This window comes from Cyclobacterium xiamenense (assembly GCF_042140265.1).
Classification (GTDB): domain Bacteria; phylum Bacteroidota; class Bacteroidia; order Cytophagales; family Cyclobacteriaceae; genus Cyclobacterium; species Cyclobacterium xiamenense_A.
The window spans coordinates 5,643,647-5,661,329 of the sequence record NZ_CP159481.1 but is presented as its reverse complement, the minus strand read 5'-3'; the positions used below and the strand labels follow the sequence as shown (position 1 = coordinate 5,661,329).

16 protein-coding genes are annotated in these 17,683 nt (G+C 48.9%); 15 read left to right on the top strand and 1 reads right to left on the bottom strand.

The window, feature by feature from the left end; translation table 11 throughout:
- Nucleotides 1-166: 166 nt before the first annotated feature.
- The 5 genes from ABWH99_RS23240 to ABWH99_RS23220 all read left to right on the top strand — a co-directional run bounded on the left by ABWH99_RS23240 (nucleotide 167) and on the right by ABWH99_RS23220 (nucleotide 4,837).
- Nucleotides 167-769, top strand: coding sequence for an RNA polymerase sigma factor (locus tag ABWH99_RS23240; protein ID WP_375584158.1), 603 nt, complete (start codon nucleotides 167-169; stop codon nucleotides 767-769).
- Nucleotides 744-977, top strand: coding sequence for a hypothetical protein (locus tag ABWH99_RS23235; RefSeq protein WP_375584157.1), 234 nt, complete (start codon nucleotides 744-746; stop codon nucleotides 975-977). The genes ABWH99_RS23240 and ABWH99_RS23235 overlap by 26 nt, the downstream gene beginning before the upstream one ends.
- Nucleotides 978-1,102: 125 nt before the next feature.
- Complete coding sequence (gene nth, locus ABWH99_RS23230) at nucleotides 1,103-1,792, top strand: endonuclease III (protein ID WP_375584156.1); 690 nt, start codon at nucleotides 1,103-1,105, stop codon at nucleotides 1,790-1,792.
- A 1-nt stretch (nucleotide 1,793) separates the two neighbouring features.
- A complete protein-coding gene (gene asnB, locus ABWH99_RS23225) occupies nucleotides 1,794-3,596 on the top strand; it encodes an asparagine synthase (glutamine-hydrolyzing) (RefSeq protein WP_375584155.1) in 1,803 nt (600 codons plus the stop codon).
- Nucleotides 3,593-4,837 carry a glycosyltransferase family 4 protein gene (locus ABWH99_RS23220; RefSeq protein ID WP_375584154.1) on the top strand — a complete coding sequence of 415 codons (1,245 nt, stop codon included), beginning with the start codon at nucleotides 3,593-3,595 and terminating at the stop codon, nucleotides 4,835-4,837. Before asnB ends, ABWH99_RS23220 begins: the two co-directional genes overlap by 4 nt.
- On the opposite strand, the gene ABWH99_RS23215 is transcribed toward ABWH99_RS23220, so the two are convergent.
- The gene (locus ABWH99_RS23215) at nucleotides 4,786-5,655 is read right to left on the bottom strand and encodes a gliding motility lipoprotein GldB (RefSeq protein WP_375584153.1); all 870 of its coding nucleotides are present in this window, start codon (nucleotides 5,653-5,655) and stop codon (nucleotides 4,786-4,788) included. The two genes, ABWH99_RS23220 and ABWH99_RS23215, sit on opposite strands and share 52 nt — an antisense overlap.
- A 386-nt stretch (nucleotides 5,656-6,041) precedes the next feature.
- Here ABWH99_RS23215 and ABWH99_RS23210 point away from each other — a divergent pair, with 386 nt between their 5' ends.
- The 10 genes from ABWH99_RS23210 to ABWH99_RS23165 all read left to right on the top strand — a co-directional run bounded on the left by ABWH99_RS23210 (nucleotide 6,042) and on the right by ABWH99_RS23165 (nucleotide 17,602).
- Nucleotides 6,042-7,400: a fasciclin domain-containing protein gene (locus ABWH99_RS23210; protein ID WP_375584152.1), complete on the top strand. Its 1,359-nt coding sequence runs from the start codon at nucleotides 6,042-6,044 to the stop codon at nucleotides 7,398-7,400.
- 344 nt (nucleotides 7,401-7,744) lie between these two features.
- The gene (locus ABWH99_RS23205) at nucleotides 7,745-10,309 is read left to right on the top strand and encodes an SLBB domain-containing protein (protein WP_375584151.1); all 2,565 of its coding nucleotides are present in this window, start codon (nucleotides 7,745-7,747) and stop codon (nucleotides 10,307-10,309) included.
- Nucleotides 10,309-11,388: an exopolysaccharide biosynthesis protein gene (locus ABWH99_RS23200; RefSeq protein ID WP_375584150.1), complete on the top strand. Its 1,080-nt coding sequence runs from the start codon at nucleotides 10,309-10,311 to the stop codon at nucleotides 11,386-11,388. The genes ABWH99_RS23205 and ABWH99_RS23200 overlap by 1 nt, the downstream gene beginning before the upstream one ends.
- A 15-nt stretch (nucleotides 11,389-11,403) precedes the next feature.
- Nucleotides 11,404-12,720 carry an oligosaccharide flippase family protein gene (locus tag ABWH99_RS23195; RefSeq protein WP_375584149.1) on the top strand — a complete coding sequence of 439 codons (1,317 nt, stop codon included), beginning with the start codon at nucleotides 11,404-11,406 and terminating at the stop codon, nucleotides 12,718-12,720.
- Nucleotides 12,689-13,594, top strand: a complete 906-nt coding sequence (locus tag ABWH99_RS23190) for a glycosyltransferase family 2 protein (RefSeq protein ID WP_375584148.1) — start codon at nucleotides 12,689-12,691, stop codon at nucleotides 13,592-13,594. The genes ABWH99_RS23195 and ABWH99_RS23190 overlap by 32 nt, the downstream gene beginning before the upstream one ends.
- Nucleotides 13,591-14,436 carry a hypothetical protein gene (locus ABWH99_RS23185; RefSeq protein WP_375584147.1) on the top strand — a complete coding sequence of 282 codons (846 nt, stop codon included), beginning with the start codon at nucleotides 13,591-13,593 and terminating at the stop codon, nucleotides 14,434-14,436. Before ABWH99_RS23190 ends, ABWH99_RS23185 begins: the two co-directional genes overlap by 4 nt.
- Nucleotides 14,421-15,005: a hypothetical protein gene (locus tag ABWH99_RS23180; protein ID WP_375584146.1), complete on the top strand. Its 585-nt coding sequence runs from the start codon at nucleotides 14,421-14,423 to the stop codon at nucleotides 15,003-15,005. Before ABWH99_RS23185 ends, ABWH99_RS23180 begins: the two co-directional genes overlap by 16 nt.
- The gene (locus ABWH99_RS23175; protein WP_375584145.1) at nucleotides 15,005-16,141 is read left to right on the top strand and encodes a glycosyltransferase family 4 protein; all 1,137 of its coding nucleotides are present in this window, start codon (nucleotides 15,005-15,007) and stop codon (nucleotides 16,139-16,141) included. The genes ABWH99_RS23180 and ABWH99_RS23175 overlap by 1 nt, the downstream gene beginning before the upstream one ends.
- Nucleotides 16,131-16,841, top strand: a complete 711-nt coding sequence (locus tag ABWH99_RS23170) for an acyltransferase (RefSeq protein ID WP_375584144.1) — start codon at nucleotides 16,131-16,133, stop codon at nucleotides 16,839-16,841. The genes ABWH99_RS23175 and ABWH99_RS23170 overlap by 11 nt, the downstream gene beginning before the upstream one ends.
- A complete protein-coding gene (locus ABWH99_RS23165) occupies nucleotides 16,838-17,602 on the top strand; it encodes a class I SAM-dependent methyltransferase (RefSeq protein ID WP_375584143.1) in 765 nt (254 codons plus the stop codon). Before ABWH99_RS23170 ends, ABWH99_RS23165 begins: the two co-directional genes overlap by 4 nt.
- The last annotated feature ends 81 nt before the right edge of the window (nucleotides 17,603-17,683 follow it).

The window sequence follows — 17,683 nt, the reverse complement described above, 5'->3', positions numbered from 1 at the left end:
ATATTATTCTGAACTGTTTGGGGTAGGGTACTATTTGTTACAAAAAAATACAAAATTGGTTGCGTTATTTTACCCGATTCAATACATTTGACAACGCGATTTGTTTTTATTGACCTTAAATGCCACAATATGGGATAAATCTCTACGTTATTTAAACATCAGTTTTATGAGTAAAAGGGTAGGACCTAGAGACAGTGAGTTAATCTCACAATACAGGAATGGAAGTGAAATCGCCTTCGAGAAGTTGGTCGACAAGTACAAGACCAAGGTATACACGACCATTTTGATGATAGTGAAGGAGCAGGGGGTAGCGGAAGATTTATTACAGGATGTATTCGTAAAAGTCGTACAGACACTCAACTCTGATCGGTATAACGAAGAGGGAAAGTTCCAACCCTGGATCATGCGCATCGCGCACAATTTGGCGATTGACCATTTCAGAAAGTCGAAGCGACATCCGCTGGTGGTCATGGAAGACGGATCAAATGTATTCAATACCCTGCACTTTGCGGAGGAAAACGTAGAGGAGATCAAAGTGAAAGACGAGACCTATGCGTTGGTCAGGCAGTTGATTGAGGAGCTTCCGGAAAGTCAAAAGCAGGTATTGATCATGCGGCACTACATGGATCTGAGTTTCCAGGAAATCGCGGAGCAAACCGGCGTGAGTATCAACACGGCCCTGGGTCGCATGCGTTATGCCTTGATCAATTTAAGGAAGAAACTTAAACAAATAAATATCGCCTATGACCAAATCTTTTACCCAAAGTGATCTGATAAGGTACCTTTATCAGGAAATGACGGAGGAGGAAAGTGAGCAAGTCGGACAAGCCCTGCGGCACCAACCATTTTTGATGCAGGAGTACATGGACTTGTTGGACACCCTCGAAAACTTGAATCACCTCTTGTTGGAGCCCTCCGAAAGTATAGTAAACGCCATTAAGAAAAAGGCCCGGTCCGAAGGACTGGAAAAAGTGTAACACCAGCTAACGAATTTATTTTCCTACTCTCGAATTCCGGGGGTAGGATTTTTTATTTCTGTGGTTTCATTCAAAAAGATGTAGTAGTTTCGGGACCAGTGAAATCACCTCGAAAGACAGCGAATATGTTAAAAAAAGAAAGGTATCGGGCCTTTGTTGCTCATTTCACCGAAAACATGCCCGTGGCGGAAACGGAGCTCCATTACGAGACGCCTTACCAACTGCTGCTGGCAGTAGTTTTAAGTGCCCAGTGTACCGACAAGCGGATCAACCTGGTGACCCCGGCCCTTTTTCGGGATTTCCCCACGCCGGCACACCTGGCGGCGAGTAGTTTTGAGGAATTGTTTCCCTACCTGCGCTCGGTTTCCTATCCCAATAATAAGACCCGGCATTTGCTGGGATTGGGAAAAATGCTCCAGGAGGAATTCAATGGCGAGGTACCCGAAACGGTCGCTGACTTGGTGAAGTTGCCGGGAGTGGGCAGAAAGACCGCCAACGTTATCACCAGCGTCATTTGGAATCAACCCAATATGGCGGTTGATACCCACGTATTTAGGGTGTCCAAACGACTCGGTTTGGTGCCGCAAAATGCCAAAACGCCGCTGGAAGTGGAAAAGCACCTGATCCGGCACCTGCCCAGTGAGGTGGTTCATAAAGCGCATCATTGGTTGATACTTCATGGCCGGTATACCTGTGTCGCGAGGAACCCCAAATGCAGTGCCTGCAGCATCACGGCGATTTGCCGATATTACGAAAGACACGGGGCTTCGTTGGACGTAGGCAAAGCTTCCGTTTCCAAACCGCTAAAAAAATGACATGTGTGGCGTACACCTGCTGCTGACGTATCCCCGGAGGGAGGAGGACGCGATAAATGCCATGACACAGGCTTGTCGGCACCGGGGTCCGGATCATTCTGCCTGGCTGGAAGTGAGGCCAGGAGTTTACCTGGGAGCGAATCGGCTAAAGACCCTGGACCTTCGAGACAGGGCCAATCCACCCCTGGTACACCCGAAAACCCAGACCTATTTGTCCTGGAACGGTTTTATCTACAATTACCAGGACCTTAAGAATGAATTGCTGCAAGAAGGGGTGCGCTTTGAAAGCGCTTCTGACGGAGAAGTCTTGCTGCAGTGGCTGGTTCACAAGGGAACGGCTGGCATTGCGCGGATACAGGGAATGTATGCGTTTGCCTTTGTCGATGGAGAAAAGAATCGAGTCACGGTGGGTCGAGACCCACACGGAGTAAAATCCCTCTACTTTGCACAAGAGAGCGGGCGATTGGTTTGCTCTTCTGAAGTCAGCTGTTTGATGCGGTCTGGCCTGATTTCGGCCAGCCTGGATCAATCGCAGCTGCTCAGCTATGCGTACCTACGTCACCCCTTTCCTTCCCATTCGCTACTGAGTGGAGTGCAGGAACTGCAGCCTGGAGAATTGCGGTCCTGGGACCTTTATGGAACATTCATCGAGTCGACTCAGATTCCATTCCAGCCTACAGGACCCTGCAGCCGGGTAATTACCAATGAAAACGTTGAAGAATTGCTTTCAGATGCCGTGCTCCGGCAGGTTCATGCGGATGTGCCGGCGGGGTTGATCTTAAGTGGAGGGGCGGATAGCTCTCTCGTATACCATCTTTGGAAAAAACATGGAGCAGGAGCTGTACCCACCTTTACCGTCGGATTTCAGCGGCCTTACCGACGGGCATTCCCCGATGCTGATGTTGCCGCAAGCCTGGTCCGGGACCAACGTGCATTTCATCAGGAAATAACCATTTCTCCGGAATGGTTTTTGGAAACATGGCCCGCCTATATCCGGGATTTGGATGTGCCGGTCGGAGATGCCGCGAGCTACCTTAGCTGGGCCCTGGCGAAAAAAGCCCGGGATACGGTGAAAATCCTCCTGAGTGGAGCGGGAGCCGATGAGTTGTTTGCCGGATACAACCGACATTCGGCCTACAAAAAGTACCTGGCGCATCCGGTCTTCTGGAAACGAGTGGCTTCGGTAGGCAAACAGATTCCGCTGGGCGGACGGCGGGTTCGACATTTTTTGTCAGGAATCCATTCCGACCCGGTCCGGACCTTTATGAATTTTGCGGCGCTTTATCCCCTGCCGGATGGGTTGGCGGAAAAGCTCAAAACTTTGTACCCGAGGGGAGGGGATCCGTTTTCCAATGCTTTGGAATGGGATAGGCAGGTGTATTTGGTGCATGATTTGCTTAAAATTCAGGACAACGCCTGCATGGCACATGGGATCGAAGGCAGGGTACCCTTTCTGGATTGGCAGGTTGTAGACGCGAGTCGCCGCTCGGGTGAAGCAACTAGCGGGAATTTACCCCCCAAATACTGGATCAAATTCCTTTTGAGAAAGGAAGGACTACGGATCCAAGCCGGGCGAAAAAAGTTTGGCTTTGGCATGCCTTTGAAAGAGTGGCTTCGGAGCCATACCGAATTTCGGAACAGGGTTTCTTCCTCCGTAATCCATTTTGGCCAGCGGTTTGGACAGGTTTTGCCCGAAGAATGGGCTACGCTCACCCGTCATCCTGAAAAATTCCTGGATAGTCACTATTTGCTTCTTTACAATCTATTCCTATTGAACGACTGGATTGAAGAAAACCAGCTATGAAGCTTTGCTACATTCATCAGTACTACCTTACGCCCGACCAAGGGGGAGCAATTCGCTCCTACCATCTGGCGCAGGGCCTGGCCGCTTCCGGGGTAGAAGTCACGGTGATCACGGCCCACAACCAGCCCGGTTACGAAAAACGATGGGATGGGAAGGTACGGGTTCACCTTCTTCCTGTACCGTACGACAACAATTTTTCCGGCATTCGGCGTCTTCGAGCGTTTTACGCCTTTGTGAGAGCTGCAAAAAAACTAATTGGCAGCTTGCCCCTACCCGATTTGTTCTACATTACCTCTACCCCGCTTTCCACAGGACTCATTGGTACCTGGGCCAGGCGAAAATGGGGCATCCCTTTTATTTTCGAAGTTCGGGATCTTTGGCCCAAAGCACCCATTGAAATAAAACAAATACGGAATTCCTTGGTGCAAAAGGTGTTGTACGAGATGGAAGCAAGCATCTATCGGAAGGCTTGGAAAATTGTAGCCCTTTCTCCAGGAATACGAGATTCCATCCAAGGCCTGGTTCCCGAAAAAACGGTAACGCTGATTCCGAATTTTTCCGATCTGGATTTTTTTGGCATTCAGCCAAAACAGCATTCGAACCGGCGTTTTGACCGACAGCCACTGACGGTGTTGTATACCGGGGCAATCGGAGAAGTGAATGGCCTGCTTCGTTACCTGGATTTGGCGGAAGCCGCAAAAAAAAGGGGGAAGAATTGGGTATTTCAACTCATGGGCAAAGGGAAATGGTGCTCCGTGCTCAAAGAGGAGGCGGAGAGAAGAAAATTGAATCGGGTAGTATTCATCTCCTTCGGAAATAAAGTAGAGGTTAGGGAGCGAATGAGCGCCGCGGACATTGCCTATATTTCCTTTTTGCGGCTACCGGTTCTGGAAGATAGCAGTCCCAATAAATTTTTCGATGCTTTGGCAATGGGAATGCCGGTGCTCGTAAATTTTGGTGGTTGGATCAAGGATTTGGTGATTCACCACGAAATCGGCTGGTACCAGGAGGAGGAGCAGATCGAATCCTTGTTGCAGGCATTGGAGATGCTGGAACAGCGGCCGGATTTGTTGGGAATCATGGGTAAAAATGCAAGGATACTGGCCGAAAAGGCCTTTTCAAAAGACAAGGCCATCGCCACCCTGTTGGAAACGATAGAATTTCAGATAAAAAGGGGTGCCGAGAGTCCCTACCGGGGCTTGTATCCGGATCGTTTAAAAATCTCCCGAGCGTCTTCCTGATTCATCAATTCCCGAAGGCTTAGGTCATTATTCATACGGAAGTCGTCCACGATATTCCATCCCAGCCACCGGCCGATTCTCCCGGGTGCATCCGGACTAATGACATCCGTAAAAGGAGCCTCACCGACATACCGTCTGATTTCAAAGGCATTGGTTTCGTATAGCAATTCGTTTTCGATAAAATGTCCCCAAATCATTTCTTCGTTGGCATAGCTTCCGAAAATTTCCTCTTTTTCGTAGCCGATGATGTATTCGTCCGGAGTACAGGGAAGTATCGATTTGGTGAAATGATATGCTTTGCCGTAAAAAATCATTTCGGCCAGTAGCGTGCGATCTCCCAAATCGGTGCGGTTAAATCGGGAGGAAATCGCTGTAACAATCGTGGGAATCAGGTGTTCCTCCGTGTACCTCTTTACAATGTATTGTGGCAGTTCTACCGGCTGAAAGCGATGGTCTGCGGGGAGAAAATAGTCCAGGCCAATGACGATCAGGTCTTCTTCCACAATAAGGTCGGTGCCGAAACCGGTGACAAATGTGTACACGTCGGGTACCTTGAACTCCGGAAAATGAAAAAGAATGCCCCGAAATGCATCTTCCAGAGATGTCTCAATCCCGGCAATGTCGTCAAAATGAAGGGATACTTCCTCGTACAATTCCAGCATGCCGCTATCGCGATGAATGGCAAGTAGCTCCTCTTTGAGTTGTGTTTGGTTTTCAAACCCCATGTAACCGAACATGGCAGAAGAAAACCCAGGGTAATTCTCAAGGGTTTCCCCTAGTTTTTCCTCTGTTAGATCCTCAAAAAACAGTTTTTCCATGCGTTGAAGGGTTACATCAACCGGAATTTCCCGGTAAGAATCCGGGAGCGTACACGGTTCATTCGAATTTCGGCAGCTGAAGACGATAAGGAATACCCATCCGATGGATGTAGCGCGAGATAGTAATTTCATGACTACAAAGATAAAATTTTGAGCCAAAGCATGTGGATTTTCCTTCAACCAGGTCATTATTTTCGTGTGGGTATGGCAATCAGCCGTTAATGAAAGCACGTAGCCATCCGTTGTTCTTGTCTATACACTAAATTTTATCTATAATCTAAATCCTTTCGTTGACAAAAATTCACTTTTTATTTTTAAATACTAAACTATCCGATAGGTTAGTTGTTTACAAGCTGTTTAACGTTTAAACTAAACCAATATTTATTATGGAACTACACTTAAAGAATGCACGAAAATTAATGAGCCTGCTCGTTGCGGCTATGGTCTTATTTTCGTTCGGTTGCTCAGACGACGAACCCGCTCCCATGCCACCGGAGCCGGAGGATATTATTGATGTGGCTTCTGGGAATGTTCAGTTTTCTACACTGGTAGCGGCCATACAGCGGGCAGACTTGGTTGACGCACTTAGCGCTGCCGGTCCGTTCACCGTTTTCGCGCCTACCAATCAGGCATTCATCGATGCGGGAATTACGGACATCAATGCGGTTCCCGTTGATCAACTTACAGATATACTCTTGTATCACGTGGTCGACGGCAGAGTGATGTCCAATCAGGTAGCGACCGGAGAAGTACCCACCCTGCTGGAAGGATTCAACCTGGATGTGATGGTCAATGGAGACGTAATCACGATCAACGATGGAATTACAGTTGTCACGGAAGATATTGATGCGGCGAACGGCGTCATTCACGTGATCGACGGCGTACTCATGCCTGAAGAAGAGACCAATACAATCGCAGACATTGTTATGGGCAACAGCGATTTCTCCACCCTACTTGCAGCTGTTTTGGGTGCAGATTTGGACGAAGCCTTGCTGGAGCAGGGGCCGTTCACCGTTTTTGCACCGACCGATGCTGCATTCGAAGCCTACCTAACCGATAATGGATTAACCGCCGAGCAATTGCTTCAATCGCCTGACCTGGCGGACATTTTAAGCTACCATGTGGTACAGGGCGAGGTTCCAGCCTCAGCGGTCGCCGCTGGAGGTGTACCCACCCTTGCAGGACCTTCTTTTTACGTGAGCATTGACCCTGACGGTGAGGTATGGATCAATGGAAATACCAAAGTGGTGGATACAGACATCATGGCTGACAATGGTATCATTCACGTAATAGATTACGTGATCACTCCGCCCACACAATCCATTGCTGAAATTGCCGTAGGATTCACGCAGGCTGCAACTCCAGAGTTTACTCAATTGGTAGGTGCGCTGACGAGAGCCAATCTGGTCGATGCAGTGAGCGGTGGAGCAGACGATAACCTGACAGTTTTCGCACCTACCGACGCAGCGTTTGAGGCCCTATATACTACGCTGGAAGTGGATGGATACGAGGATATTCCGCTAGAGACCTTGACCTCCGTACTTACATACCATGTAGTACCGGCAAGAGCATTTTCTCAGGATTTACGAGAAGGAGCAAATCTGCCCACATTGCTTACGGGAGAAGAGTTAACCGTAAATCTGGCCGATCTTGAGATCAATAGTTCCGGACTGGTTCCTTCTCTGCTTAACGTGCATGCGACGAACGGGGTCATACACGTCATAGACGAAGTATTGGTACCATAAATTGGATATTGGGTTTTTTGTGAGAAAACAGGCGCCAAATTGGCGCCTGTTTTTTTTTATCCGGAATTTCGCGGCCAATCCTGTGAGGGGAAGGATTCCGCGTTTCTCCTCTCAGGAAAAGTGGCAGCATGCATTTTCTCTCCTGCTTTAATCGGCAAACACCCGCTTCAAAAAGAAAGGAATACGTATCTTTACGCTCGCTTTACGGATTATTTTGAATCCAAGCCGGAATACCCCGACGTTGTACGTCTGTGGGTAACCTGGCGAAGCTGTGTATCCACGATAATATTACCCGCATGAGTTGTTTTAGGCATCTAAATCCGCACCGAATATTTTTTATTGGAATGATCCTTTTGCTACCGTTCCTGCTGCAGGCGCAATCGTTGCAGGATATCTCTTCCCTGGACGTGGATGATTTGTCGGATCAACAACTTCAGGTATTGATGAATCGGGCCATGGAGGCGGGACTTTCGGAAGCAGAGTTGCTACAAATGGCGCAGATAAGGGGGGTGCCGGCTTCTGAAATAGAAAAATTGAAAGAAAGGTTGGAGGGGATGGTTTTTGGTTTGTCGGGTACCAATCGTGCCGGAGCCAGTATCTCAAAAAGAGAACCACGCAGGCAGCTCGACTTCAACGAAATTACCCGAGGGATCCTACCAGCCCCGGGAGAGGCAGGAGAAGTCGAGGTGGAAGAACAGGCTATATTTGGAATGGACCTTTTTTACAGTAAAAACAGGCGGTTGACCTTTGAGCCTAGTGTAAATATGGCTACCCCAAGGACGTACATCCTGGGGCCTGGAGACGAAGTGTACATTGATATTTATGGGCAATCGGAGCGATACTACGAAGCAGCGGTAAGCCCGGAAGGGCAATTAATTCTGGAAAATATCGGGCCCATTTCCGTTTCAGGATTGACGCTGGAGGAAGCCACGAACGTGATCAGGAACAGGCTTTCCACGTTTTATACCGGACTTAAAGGAAATCGACCCACGACTTTTTTACAGCTAAACCTGGGAAATGTCCGAACCATCAAGGTACATCTGGTCGGAGAAGTCCGGCTGCCCGGCACCTTTACCCTCAGTGCCTTCAGCTCAGTGTTCAATGCATTGTATGCTGCCGGAGGACCCAACGAAAACGGTAGCATGAGGCAGGTGCGGTTGATCCGCGAGGGCAATGAAATTGCAGAAATCGATATTTATGATTTTCTGACCAAAGGAGATCCCAGTATGAACGACATGCTGAAGGATCAGGACATGATATTGGTGCCTCCCTACCTGGGAAGGGTTACCGTGGAGGGTGCTGTCAAACGACCGAAAATATTTGAAGTGAAAGACGGAGAGACCTTTGCAGATGTACTGTCCTTTGCTGGTGGATTTACCGATCAGGCATTCAGGGATCGGGTGAATGTCGAACGGATTACCGAAAAACAAAAAGCGGTTTCGGATATTTACAACGATCAGTTTCACATGTTTTTGGTTAAGGGAGGCGATCGCTACCAGGTGGGGGAGGTATTGGACCGTTATACAAACCGGATTCAAATCAAAGGAGCTGTTTATCGGCCGGGCAATTATGCCTACCAGGAAGGGTTGACCCTGACACAATTGTTGGAAAAGGCAGAAGGACTTCGGGGAGAAGCATATGCCAAGCGGGTACAAATTTTGCGTACAAACGAAGATCTGAGCACTCGCATGCTGCAGGTAAACCTCGAGGAAATCCGGAGTGGCAGGGAAGCGGATGTACCGCTTAAGCGGGAAGACCTGGTGCGTGTTCCCTCTATCTACGAGCTCCGGGAAGAACAATATGTAAAAATTGCCGGAGAAGTAGTTCGTCCGGGTACCTATCCCTACTCCGAGGAGATGACTCCACAAGACCTTATCTTACTGGCAGGCGGCTTGAAGGAAGCAGCATCCGAAGCCAGTGTGGAACTCGCCAGACGGGCCTCCGATATTGCAGGGAGAGAGTTTTCACAAATCATCCCCATCCCGATAACCCGGGATTTGAGTGTGTCCGAAGCACCCATTGAATTGCTGCCCTTCGATCAGCTGACTGTGCGAAGAAAAACCAATTTCGGCCTAGAGCGAATGGCCAGTATCGAAGGGCAGGTGAATTCCCCGGGAACCTTCGCCATTCGGCATGCCGAAGAGAGAATCTCAGACCTGGTCGATCGTGCCGGAGGTCTGACGGCTTTTGCCTATGCCAAAGGCGCACGGCTAATCCGTCGAACCGAATTCTACAAAACCGAATCGGAAGACATGCGTAACGAACGAAGCCTGCTTAACATTTTGGAGCGGATCAATCGGGAAGAACTGGACCCGACAGAATCGCAGCAGGAATTAATTGATCGCATAACTGAGTACCTCTTTGAAAACACAGATTCCGTGGGTACGGACCTGGAAGATCGAGTGATTCAAGCCAGGGAAAACCTGCTGAATGAAATTTCGGAATCCAGGCAAAACGTTGCCCCAATAAAAATCAAGGAAACCGAAGCAATTGCCATTGATTTGGAAGCCATCCTGGCTAATCCGGGTTCCAAGTACGATTTGATCGTTGAGGAAGGAGATATTCTGAGCATTCCGAGGCAATTGCAAACCGTACGTCTTCGAGGAGACGTGATCTACCCCACCACCGTCAGGCATGAAGATTTTCGGACCATGTCTTACTACATCAATCGGGCGGGTGGCTTCGCGATGCGGGCGAAAAAGGGCAGCACCTACGTGGTCTACGCGAATGGGAAAGTGGCGAGAACAAGAAAATTTATTCTTTTTAATGTCTATCCAAAGGTAGAAGCTGGTTCGGAGATCATCGTACCGACCAAGGGCCCAAAGGTACCCATTCGCCCGGGTGATTTGGTGGGAATTACTACCGGGCTGGCTACCCTGGCTTTGGTAATCACTCAACTCTTCAATTGATGCGACAGCAAAACCGACATATTCTGGACGACAAAATAACTTTCGGAGAACTCGTTGAACGGTTGTACCAATGGCTTTTCGTCTTTCTTCGAAAATGGAGGTTCCTGGCTGCAATGGTACTGGCAGGCGCCGTGTTGGGTGGGACCGTATCGCTGCTAAGAAAACCGGTATACCACGCGGATACTACCTTTGTACTCGAACAGTCCGACATGGGGGGCTTGGGAAATATTTCAGGGATTGCCTCGATGTTGGGGCTCAACCTGGGATCCCTCGGTTCCGAAAGTGGCTTGTTTAAAGGAGACAATATTCTGGAATTGTACCGATCCGACGCGATGCTTTCTCAGACATTGCTGGCGCCGTTTGACCCATCAGACGAGAGTCAATTGCTGGTGGAACGGTACATTCGCTTCCATGAACTGGAAGAGAAATGGCAACGAAAGGTAGATTTCGCCTCTCTTGATTTCGGCCTTCCAAGGGAAAGGTTTTCCGTACAGCAGGACAGTGTACTTCGGGAAATAGTAAAGGAAATTCGCAAAGAGAATTTGCTGGTAGATAAGCCCGATCGAAAGCTAAACATCATCAAAGTTACCGTCGCCTCCAAGGACGCCGAATTTGCGAAGGGATTTAACGAACGGCTGGTTGAAACAGTCAATGATTTTTATCTGCGAACCAAAACCAAAAAGACCGCCGAAAATCTATCCGTACTGCAGCAGCAGGCGGATAGTGTGCGTGGTGTTTTGGATGAAAAAATCCAGCAACTGGCACGTTTTCAGGATAAAAACCCCAACCCCAACCCCTTGCTACAGGAGGGCATGGTGGCCTCGAGAAGCTTGCAAATAGACATACAAGCATCCGGAGCCGTTTACGAGGAAATTGTGACCAATCTTGAAATTGCAAAAATCAACCACCGGAACAATACGCCACTAATACAGATCATCGATAGACCACGGTACCCGCTCGAGCGATCCGAAATAAAGCCAACAACCGGGATACTAATCGGAGCGTTTGTTTTTTTTCTTCTCGGATTGGCATTCGTGTACCTGCAGACCTTGTTTCGTCGACATTTGAAGCAGGAGTAGCCTGTCCGGTCTGCCATGCGTGAAATGATCCAGCGATTGCCCTTTTTTAAGTTATTGCAGCATAAGTCCGTCAGGAATTTTGGTTTTCTTTTCCTGATCCAATCCTCCAATATCCTTATTTCACTGCTGGCCATGCCTGTACTTATCCGCGCCATTGGTGTGGCCGAGTTTGGCTTGGTAAACCTCTCCTTTTCGGTTATTTTGGCCTTCAATGTGCTGGTAAGTTACGGGTACAACCTGAGCGGCCCGAGAAGCATTGCCCTTAGCAAAGCCGATTCGCAGCAAGCAAGCGAGGCTTTTTCCGAAGTGATCGGAAGCAAATGCCTGCTTGCGTTACTTGCACTGGCCGCCATTTTTGTTCTCGGACTGGGTTTCGGTTTTTTTCGAGACTACTGGGTTATTTTGGCTTGGTCCTCGCTATTGGTGTTGAGTGAAGCGACCACTACCGTTTGGTTTTTTCAAGGAAAGGAAAGTCTTCACTGGGCATCCCTGGCAAATGTTTTCGCCAAGCTAATGTATCTTGGGTTGATACTTGGATTGGTAACTGACCCATCGCAAAGCTATCTGGCAAACTTTTTTCTAGGTGGCACGGCCTTTCTTGCAAATAGTGGCCTGCTGCTGTACATTCATTTTGCTTTGAAAATCCGCTTTCAGTGGCCAAGATTTGCTGTGATTTGGCAATCCTGGAAAGACAATGTATTGCTGTTTTTTTCTGGGATGACCGCACATCTCGCCGTCAATGGCGGGGTGATTGTCTTAAGCTTTTTCGCCACAGCGGAAGTATTAGGTCTGTACGGGATGGCGGAGCGGGTAGCAATGGTATTGCGCATTGCGCCTACCCTGATCACCCAGGCAGCCTATCCGCGGGCCAGCATTCTTTTCTATTCCGATACCAACGGTTTTTATGCCTTCGTATCCAAGGTCCAATGGGCCTCCTTGGTATTGGGCGCCGGAGTCAGTACGTTGGTTTATGTTTTCGCCTCCGGGATCATTCAGTTGGTGGCAGGAGACAATTTGGAGGGTGCAGTCCTCATTTTAAAGATTCTTGCTTTTTTACCCTTTTTTGCCGGACTTAACATTGGCAATATGCTGATCATTCTCGTAACCGACCGGAAGAAGATTTTATTTCACTCCACCTGGGGGTTTGGACTGTACATGCTGGCCGCATCCGTTGTGTTAACCAGCTATTTTGGAAGTCCGGGATTGGCGGTTGCCCTGCTGTCTACCGAACTGGTGGTGTACCTGTTTACCTCGTTCTTGTTGTGGAAAAGCCAACCGCAGATTTTAACCAATTATTACCGTGGACTCTTCCGTCGCCATCGTACTTCTTAATTGGAATGGCTGGGCCTATACCCGGCCTTGTTTGGAATCAATACGGCGTTCCGGCTTTGCCTTGGAACACGTCATTGTGGTGGATAACGGCTCGGAAGACGGATCAGCGGACGAAATTCAGCGGAATTTTCCACGTGTTCAGCTTATCCGCAAATCCGTCAATACGGGGTTTACCGGGGGCAACAATACGGGGATACGGGCTGCCCGGGCGCAAGGGTACGCCTATGTCATGCTTTTAAATAACGATACCGAAGTGAGCCCGGGGTTTTGGAAACCACTCTGGGCGGAAATAAACAGGCATCCCGAGGTGGGAGCGGTTCAGCCCTTGATTTACTATCTTCACAATAAAACCCTTGTCTGGAATGCAGGCGGCAAATACCTGTCCTGGCTGGGGATTTCCCAAACTGTCCGAAGTGTATCGGAGTGGAAACCTTATTCGACGGACTGGATCACGGGTTGCGCTTTCCTGGTTCGGACTTCCTTGCTGGAAAAAGTTGGGTTGTTAGACGAGCGATATTTTGCCTATTTTGAAGACGTGGATTGGTCGCTCAGGATTAGAAAACAGGGGTATGAGTTGAAAGTGATTCCGGAATCGGTTATTTTCCATGAGGCCGGTGCCGCTTCCAAAACCAAACAAGCCGGAAAGGAGGGGTTCCTGGACCCCAGGATTCATTACCTGAACGTTCGCAACCAGTTGTTTCACTTGAGGAAATACGGAAGGGATCCAAAAAGTTGGTTGTCCTGGCCGTTCCACCTGATAAAATTTGTCTTTTTTATGGGGTATTTCAGCCTGAGAGGCAGGAAGGCGAAGCGAAATGCCGTGCTCAGCGGCATAGTGGATGGAGTACGATTTCCAATAAACGAAACGAAATGATTGGTGCGATCCTGTTTTTTTTGGTTCTTATCTACGTGTCAGTCCTGGTAGTAGTCACTGTCAAAAAGGTAGTATTTCAGGGGAAGTGGGAGTTTATCATCGTCTTTATGATCCTGTATCTGCCTTTTTACATTGCGATACTGAGCATCGTATATCAGGCCACGGGATCCGAGATCGTGGTGGTATTTTTTCAATTTCTGAAAGAACTGCTGCTGCTTCTTTCATTGCTGGCCTTTTTCCTGTACCAGAGAGATTTTTGGAACTATCCATTTCGCTTAAATTCGGTAGACCTGGTGCTGCTGACATTCTTTGGCCTGGCTACGCTTTATGTTTTTTTGCCCCTCGGAGAAGCCCTGTTTGTGAATAAGTTGCTATACTTAAAAAACACCTTGTTGATTGGTGCATTTTACTTTCTCGGGCGAAATACCCGGTTGGCAGCTGATCAATTGGACCGGATATTCGGTTTTGTCATGCTCATCGCTGTGGGTGCGTTTGGCTTAAATTGCCTGGAAACAGTAATGGGGGTGCATTTTCAACAATGGACCGGTTATGCCCTGTTTAATTTTGCGGTCAACGGGATTGAGCCTTCCGGTAACTATGGGCTTTCCTGGACCTTTGAAACCCAGACTACCGGTATGCGCCTGGCTTCGTTTTTCTCCGACCCACTGGAAATGGCAAGTTCCAGTTTGCTGGCTTTTGCGACGGGCTTGATCTGGTTTCTGACCAAAAAAAGGGAAGAAAGCCTGTTTTACCTGATTGTAATGCTGGCGGCGATCGGCAGCCTCTTTTTTCTGCCTCACGAGCGGCTTTTGGTGCTTTCTTTGTCATGCTGTTCTTTATAGCTTTGGTTTTCAGACTATACCGTCTGTTGCTTCTGGGGCTTGCCCTGCTGATTGGGTTTACCGGCTACGTATTGTATTTTGCTTCCGAGGAATTTTATTTCTTTGTGTACGATACCCTCACCTTCCAAAATGCCTCCAGTGTGGGCCATTTGGTGGAGTGGTTTCTGGCCCTGGATGCCATGGTTGCAAATCCGGAAGGTATCGGCCTCGCCATGAGTGGGAATACTGGCAGCGTCGAGGACGATGTGCGGGTAGGGGGTGAAAACCAGTTTTTGATCTACGGGGTGCAATTGGGTGTTTTCGGAATGCTTCTGTACATCGCGGCATTGGGCCTTGGTATCTTTAAATCCCTTCAGGTGTTCAGGTACACAGAAAATGTCTCCGAAGCTCGGGTCGCATTTGTGGCTGCCAGTACCAAATTTGGCTTGTTGCTTCCCTTGTTTACCGCAAATGCCGAACTTTATGCCTACGTATCGCTGGTATCCTGGTGGGCGATTGGCTACAGTCTTTCGGTGTACAACCGTCTAATGCCTTCCATTAAAACTTCTTCCCATCTTTCTGCTCCTTGATGAAACGCAGGCCCGCACGAATACTGGTGGATGTTTTTTACCTCCACCTCGCTCAGACCGGAATAAAAACCTACATCGATAGCCTGCTTGCACAAGTTGCTGCCTATGAGGGTACCGAATTTCAATTCGTGGTCTATCCCTCTCCGCAGAAAATCAGAAAAAGTACCTTTTTTAAAGGCAAGACACCCCGGTGGAAAAATTGGTTGTTTCAGGGTTGGTATTTTCTGCATAAAATGTGGCTGCTTCCCCTGAAAAGTATTCGGTGTGGGTCCGATCTTGTCTTTTGTCCGGATATCCTTCCCCCGCTTTGGTCAGTAGGGAAGCGGGTGGTGGTGATACACGATGCGTTTTTCTGGGAAAGCCCGGAGCACTATCACCCGTTGTGGCGGAAAATTTACCTGGGGTATTTGGCTGTTGGAATTTGGAGCGGTGCACGGATACTTACCGTCAGCGAGTACGCTAAAAATCGCATTCAGATCTTTCTGAAAACATCCCATCCCATAACGGCCATCCCCACCGGCATGGATGCCCTTTCCGGGCGGCAGGAATCAACCGCCGAATTTTCTCCGGTCGCTTACCCGTATTTTCTGCATGTGGGTGTGATGGAGCACCGAAAAAATCTCGTGACCCTGGTACAGGCATTTTCGGTGTTCGTAGAAAATTACGGTGAAAAATTTAGGTTGGTATTGGTCGGAGAGCGTGGACCAAGGCCTACGTTGGATGCCTACGACGATGTCGTTCGGGAAATCACGCGTCTCGGCCTGGAGGAACAAGTGATTTTGCCCGGCTATCTGCACAAGGAGGAGTTGAACAAGTATTTCCGTTTTGCGCTGGGCTATGTGTTTCCATCCAAAAATGAAGGGTTTGGGTTACCGGTTCTGGAAGCATTTTCCTTTGATGTACCGGTCATCGTTGGGCCTCAGGGTGCGTTAAAGGAGGTCGGAGGGGACGGGGTGCTGTGCTGCGATTCCTACGCGCCAGAAGCCTTTGCAGCAGCCATGGGGCGGTTGGCAAGCGAACCGGATCTGAGGTTGAGTTTGGTATCCGCAGGCCGCAATCGGCTGCGGGCGTATAGCGGCGAAAAGTTTTTTCTATCTTTGCAGTCATATTTTAACAGACTTTTGCATGGCGACTAGGTTGGGAAAGCTGATCACGAAGATTTCCGGGATGGATTTTTCAGACCGCTTTGGTCCCGGTTGGGACCGCTTGTCTGCGTTTTCGGTGTTGGCTAGAATGGTGATCTGGTGGCTCCGTGGTTTGGGGCTTCGGTGGCGGATAAAATCGGCCCGGGGAATGCTGCTGATTGGCAAAGGAGTTACCGTCCGGCAGGCGGGTTATTTTCGTGTGGGAAGTAATTTTGTGGCACAGGATCATTGCGAGATCAATTGCCTTTCCAACAAAGGAATCGTCTTTGGTGATAAAGTGACCGTGGGTAGTTTTGCGCTGATTCGGCCGACCAATCTGTATGGGGGAACACCCGGTGAGGGCCTGCGCGTTGGAAATAATTCCAGCATTGGACCGTTTGCATATATTGGTTGTTCCGGGTACATAGAAATCGGCGATAATGTCATGATATCCCCTCGGGTCAGTATTTATTCCGAAAACCATGTCTTCGAATCCATGGATCAGCCCATGATCGAGCAGGGGGTGCGGCGCTCGTTCGTCAAGATTGAGGACGATTGCTGGATTGCTTCGCATGCGGTGATATTGGCGGGAGTTACGGTGGGGAAAGGATCCGTGGTGGCAGCAGGGAGTATCGTGACGAAAAATGTCCCTCCCTACAGCGTGGTGGGAGGAAATCCGGCCAGGATTCTTAAACGCAGAAATAAGGAATGAAATCCGAATCGTCTAAACACTGGAAGGAATGGGGAAAAAACGACCCCTACTATGGGGTATTGTCGGAGGAGAAATTTCGCATGAAACACCTTTCCGAACGGGTGTTAGAGGAATTTTTTGATACCGGAGCGGCTTTCGCCGAACAAAGCAGGAATAGGATCCAGAAGAAGTTTGGTCTGGACATCGCCGATGGAAGCATCCTGGACTTTGGCTGTGGCGTGGGAAGGCTGGCTATACCTTTTGCCCGTATGACGGGTAAGGAAGTATGGGGGCTGGATATTTCCGAAGACATTATTGCCCGGGCGAAGGCCCACGCAAGGGCACTGGCAATGGATCACCTACGTTTTGCGACTTACAACGGGGATAGTCTTGAGGGCATTCCTGAATTTGATTTTGTCAATTCGTACATTGTATTTCAACACATCGAACCCAGGCAAGGCATGCACCTGTTGCGGGAACTGCTGGACCATACCCGTACCGGGGGTATTTTTCAGGTGCAGGTTACCTATGGACATTGCCTGCCGAAGTCTGTATATGCTCATTTTTACCTCAGGACCCATTTTCCGCTCTATAATTTTTTGTATTCTTCCCTGAAGCACCGCAGGTTTTGCCGGGAGCCCGTCATGCAAATGAACCATTATGCTCCGGAGAAATTATTTGCCTTATTTGCCGGCTATTCCGATGAGGTACAGGTGGAATTCACCAATCACGGAGGTCACCTGGGTGCTTTTTATCTACTGAGAAAAAACCAATCCCCCTAACTCCCAGTCCATGATCTTAGAAAACTCGAGGGTAATGATGCTTCACGGTTCGTCAGATTTATACGGTGCGAGCAAAATATT

Excerpts from the sequence above, each read along its gene's own strand:
- ABWH99_RS23175 (WP_375584145.1), top strand. The coding sequence starts at position 15,005 with ATGAAACGCAGGCCCGCACGAATACTGGTGGATGTTTTTTACCTCCAC.
- ABWH99_RS23195 (WP_375584149.1), top strand. The coding sequence starts at position 11,404 with ATGCGTGAAATGATCCAGCGATTGCCCTTTTTTAAGTTATTGCAGCAT.
- ABWH99_RS23220 (WP_375584154.1), top strand. The coding sequence starts at position 3,593 with ATGAAGCTTTGCTACATTCATCAGTACTACCTTACGCCCGACCAAGGG.
- ABWH99_RS23180 (WP_375584146.1), top strand. The coding sequence starts at position 14,421 with ATGCTGTTCTTTATAGCTTTGGTTTTCAGACTATACCGTCTGTTGCTT.
- ABWH99_RS23165 (WP_375584143.1), top strand. The coding sequence starts at position 16,838 with ATGAAATCCGAATCGTCTAAACACTGGAAGGAATGGGGAAAAAACGAC.
- ABWH99_RS23185 (WP_375584147.1), top strand. The coding sequence starts at position 13,591 with ATGATTGGTGCGATCCTGTTTTTTTTGGTTCTTATCTACGTGTCAGTC.
- nth (WP_375584156.1), top strand. The coding sequence starts at position 1,103 with ATGTTAAAAAAAGAAAGGTATCGGGCCTTTGTTGCTCATTTCACCGAA.
- ABWH99_RS23170 (WP_375584144.1), top strand. The coding sequence starts at position 16,131 with ATGGCGACTAGGTTGGGAAAGCTGATCACGAAGATTTCCGGGATGGAT.
- ABWH99_RS23200 (WP_375584150.1), top strand. The coding sequence starts at position 10,309 with ATGCGACAGCAAAACCGACATATTCTGGACGACAAAATAACTTTCGGA.
- ABWH99_RS23235 (WP_375584157.1), top strand. The coding sequence starts at position 744 with ATGACCAAATCTTTTACCCAAAGTGATCTGATAAGGTACCTTTATCAG.
- ABWH99_RS23240 (WP_375584158.1), top strand. The coding sequence starts at position 167 with ATGAGTAAAAGGGTAGGACCTAGAGACAGTGAGTTAATCTCACAATAC.
- ABWH99_RS23215 (WP_375584153.1), bottom strand. The coding sequence starts at position 5,655 with ATGGAAAAACTGTTTTTTGAGGATCTAACAGAGGAAAAACTAGGGGAA.
- ABWH99_RS23205 (WP_375584151.1), top strand. The coding sequence starts at position 7,745 with ATGATCCTTTTGCTACCGTTCCTGCTGCAGGCGCAATCGTTGCAGGAT.
- asnB (WP_375584155.1), top strand. The coding sequence starts at position 1,794 with ATGTGTGGCGTACACCTGCTGCTGACGTATCCCCGGAGGGAGGAGGAC.
- ABWH99_RS23210 (WP_375584152.1), top strand. The coding sequence starts at position 6,042 with ATGGAACTACACTTAAAGAATGCACGAAAATTAATGAGCCTGCTCGTT.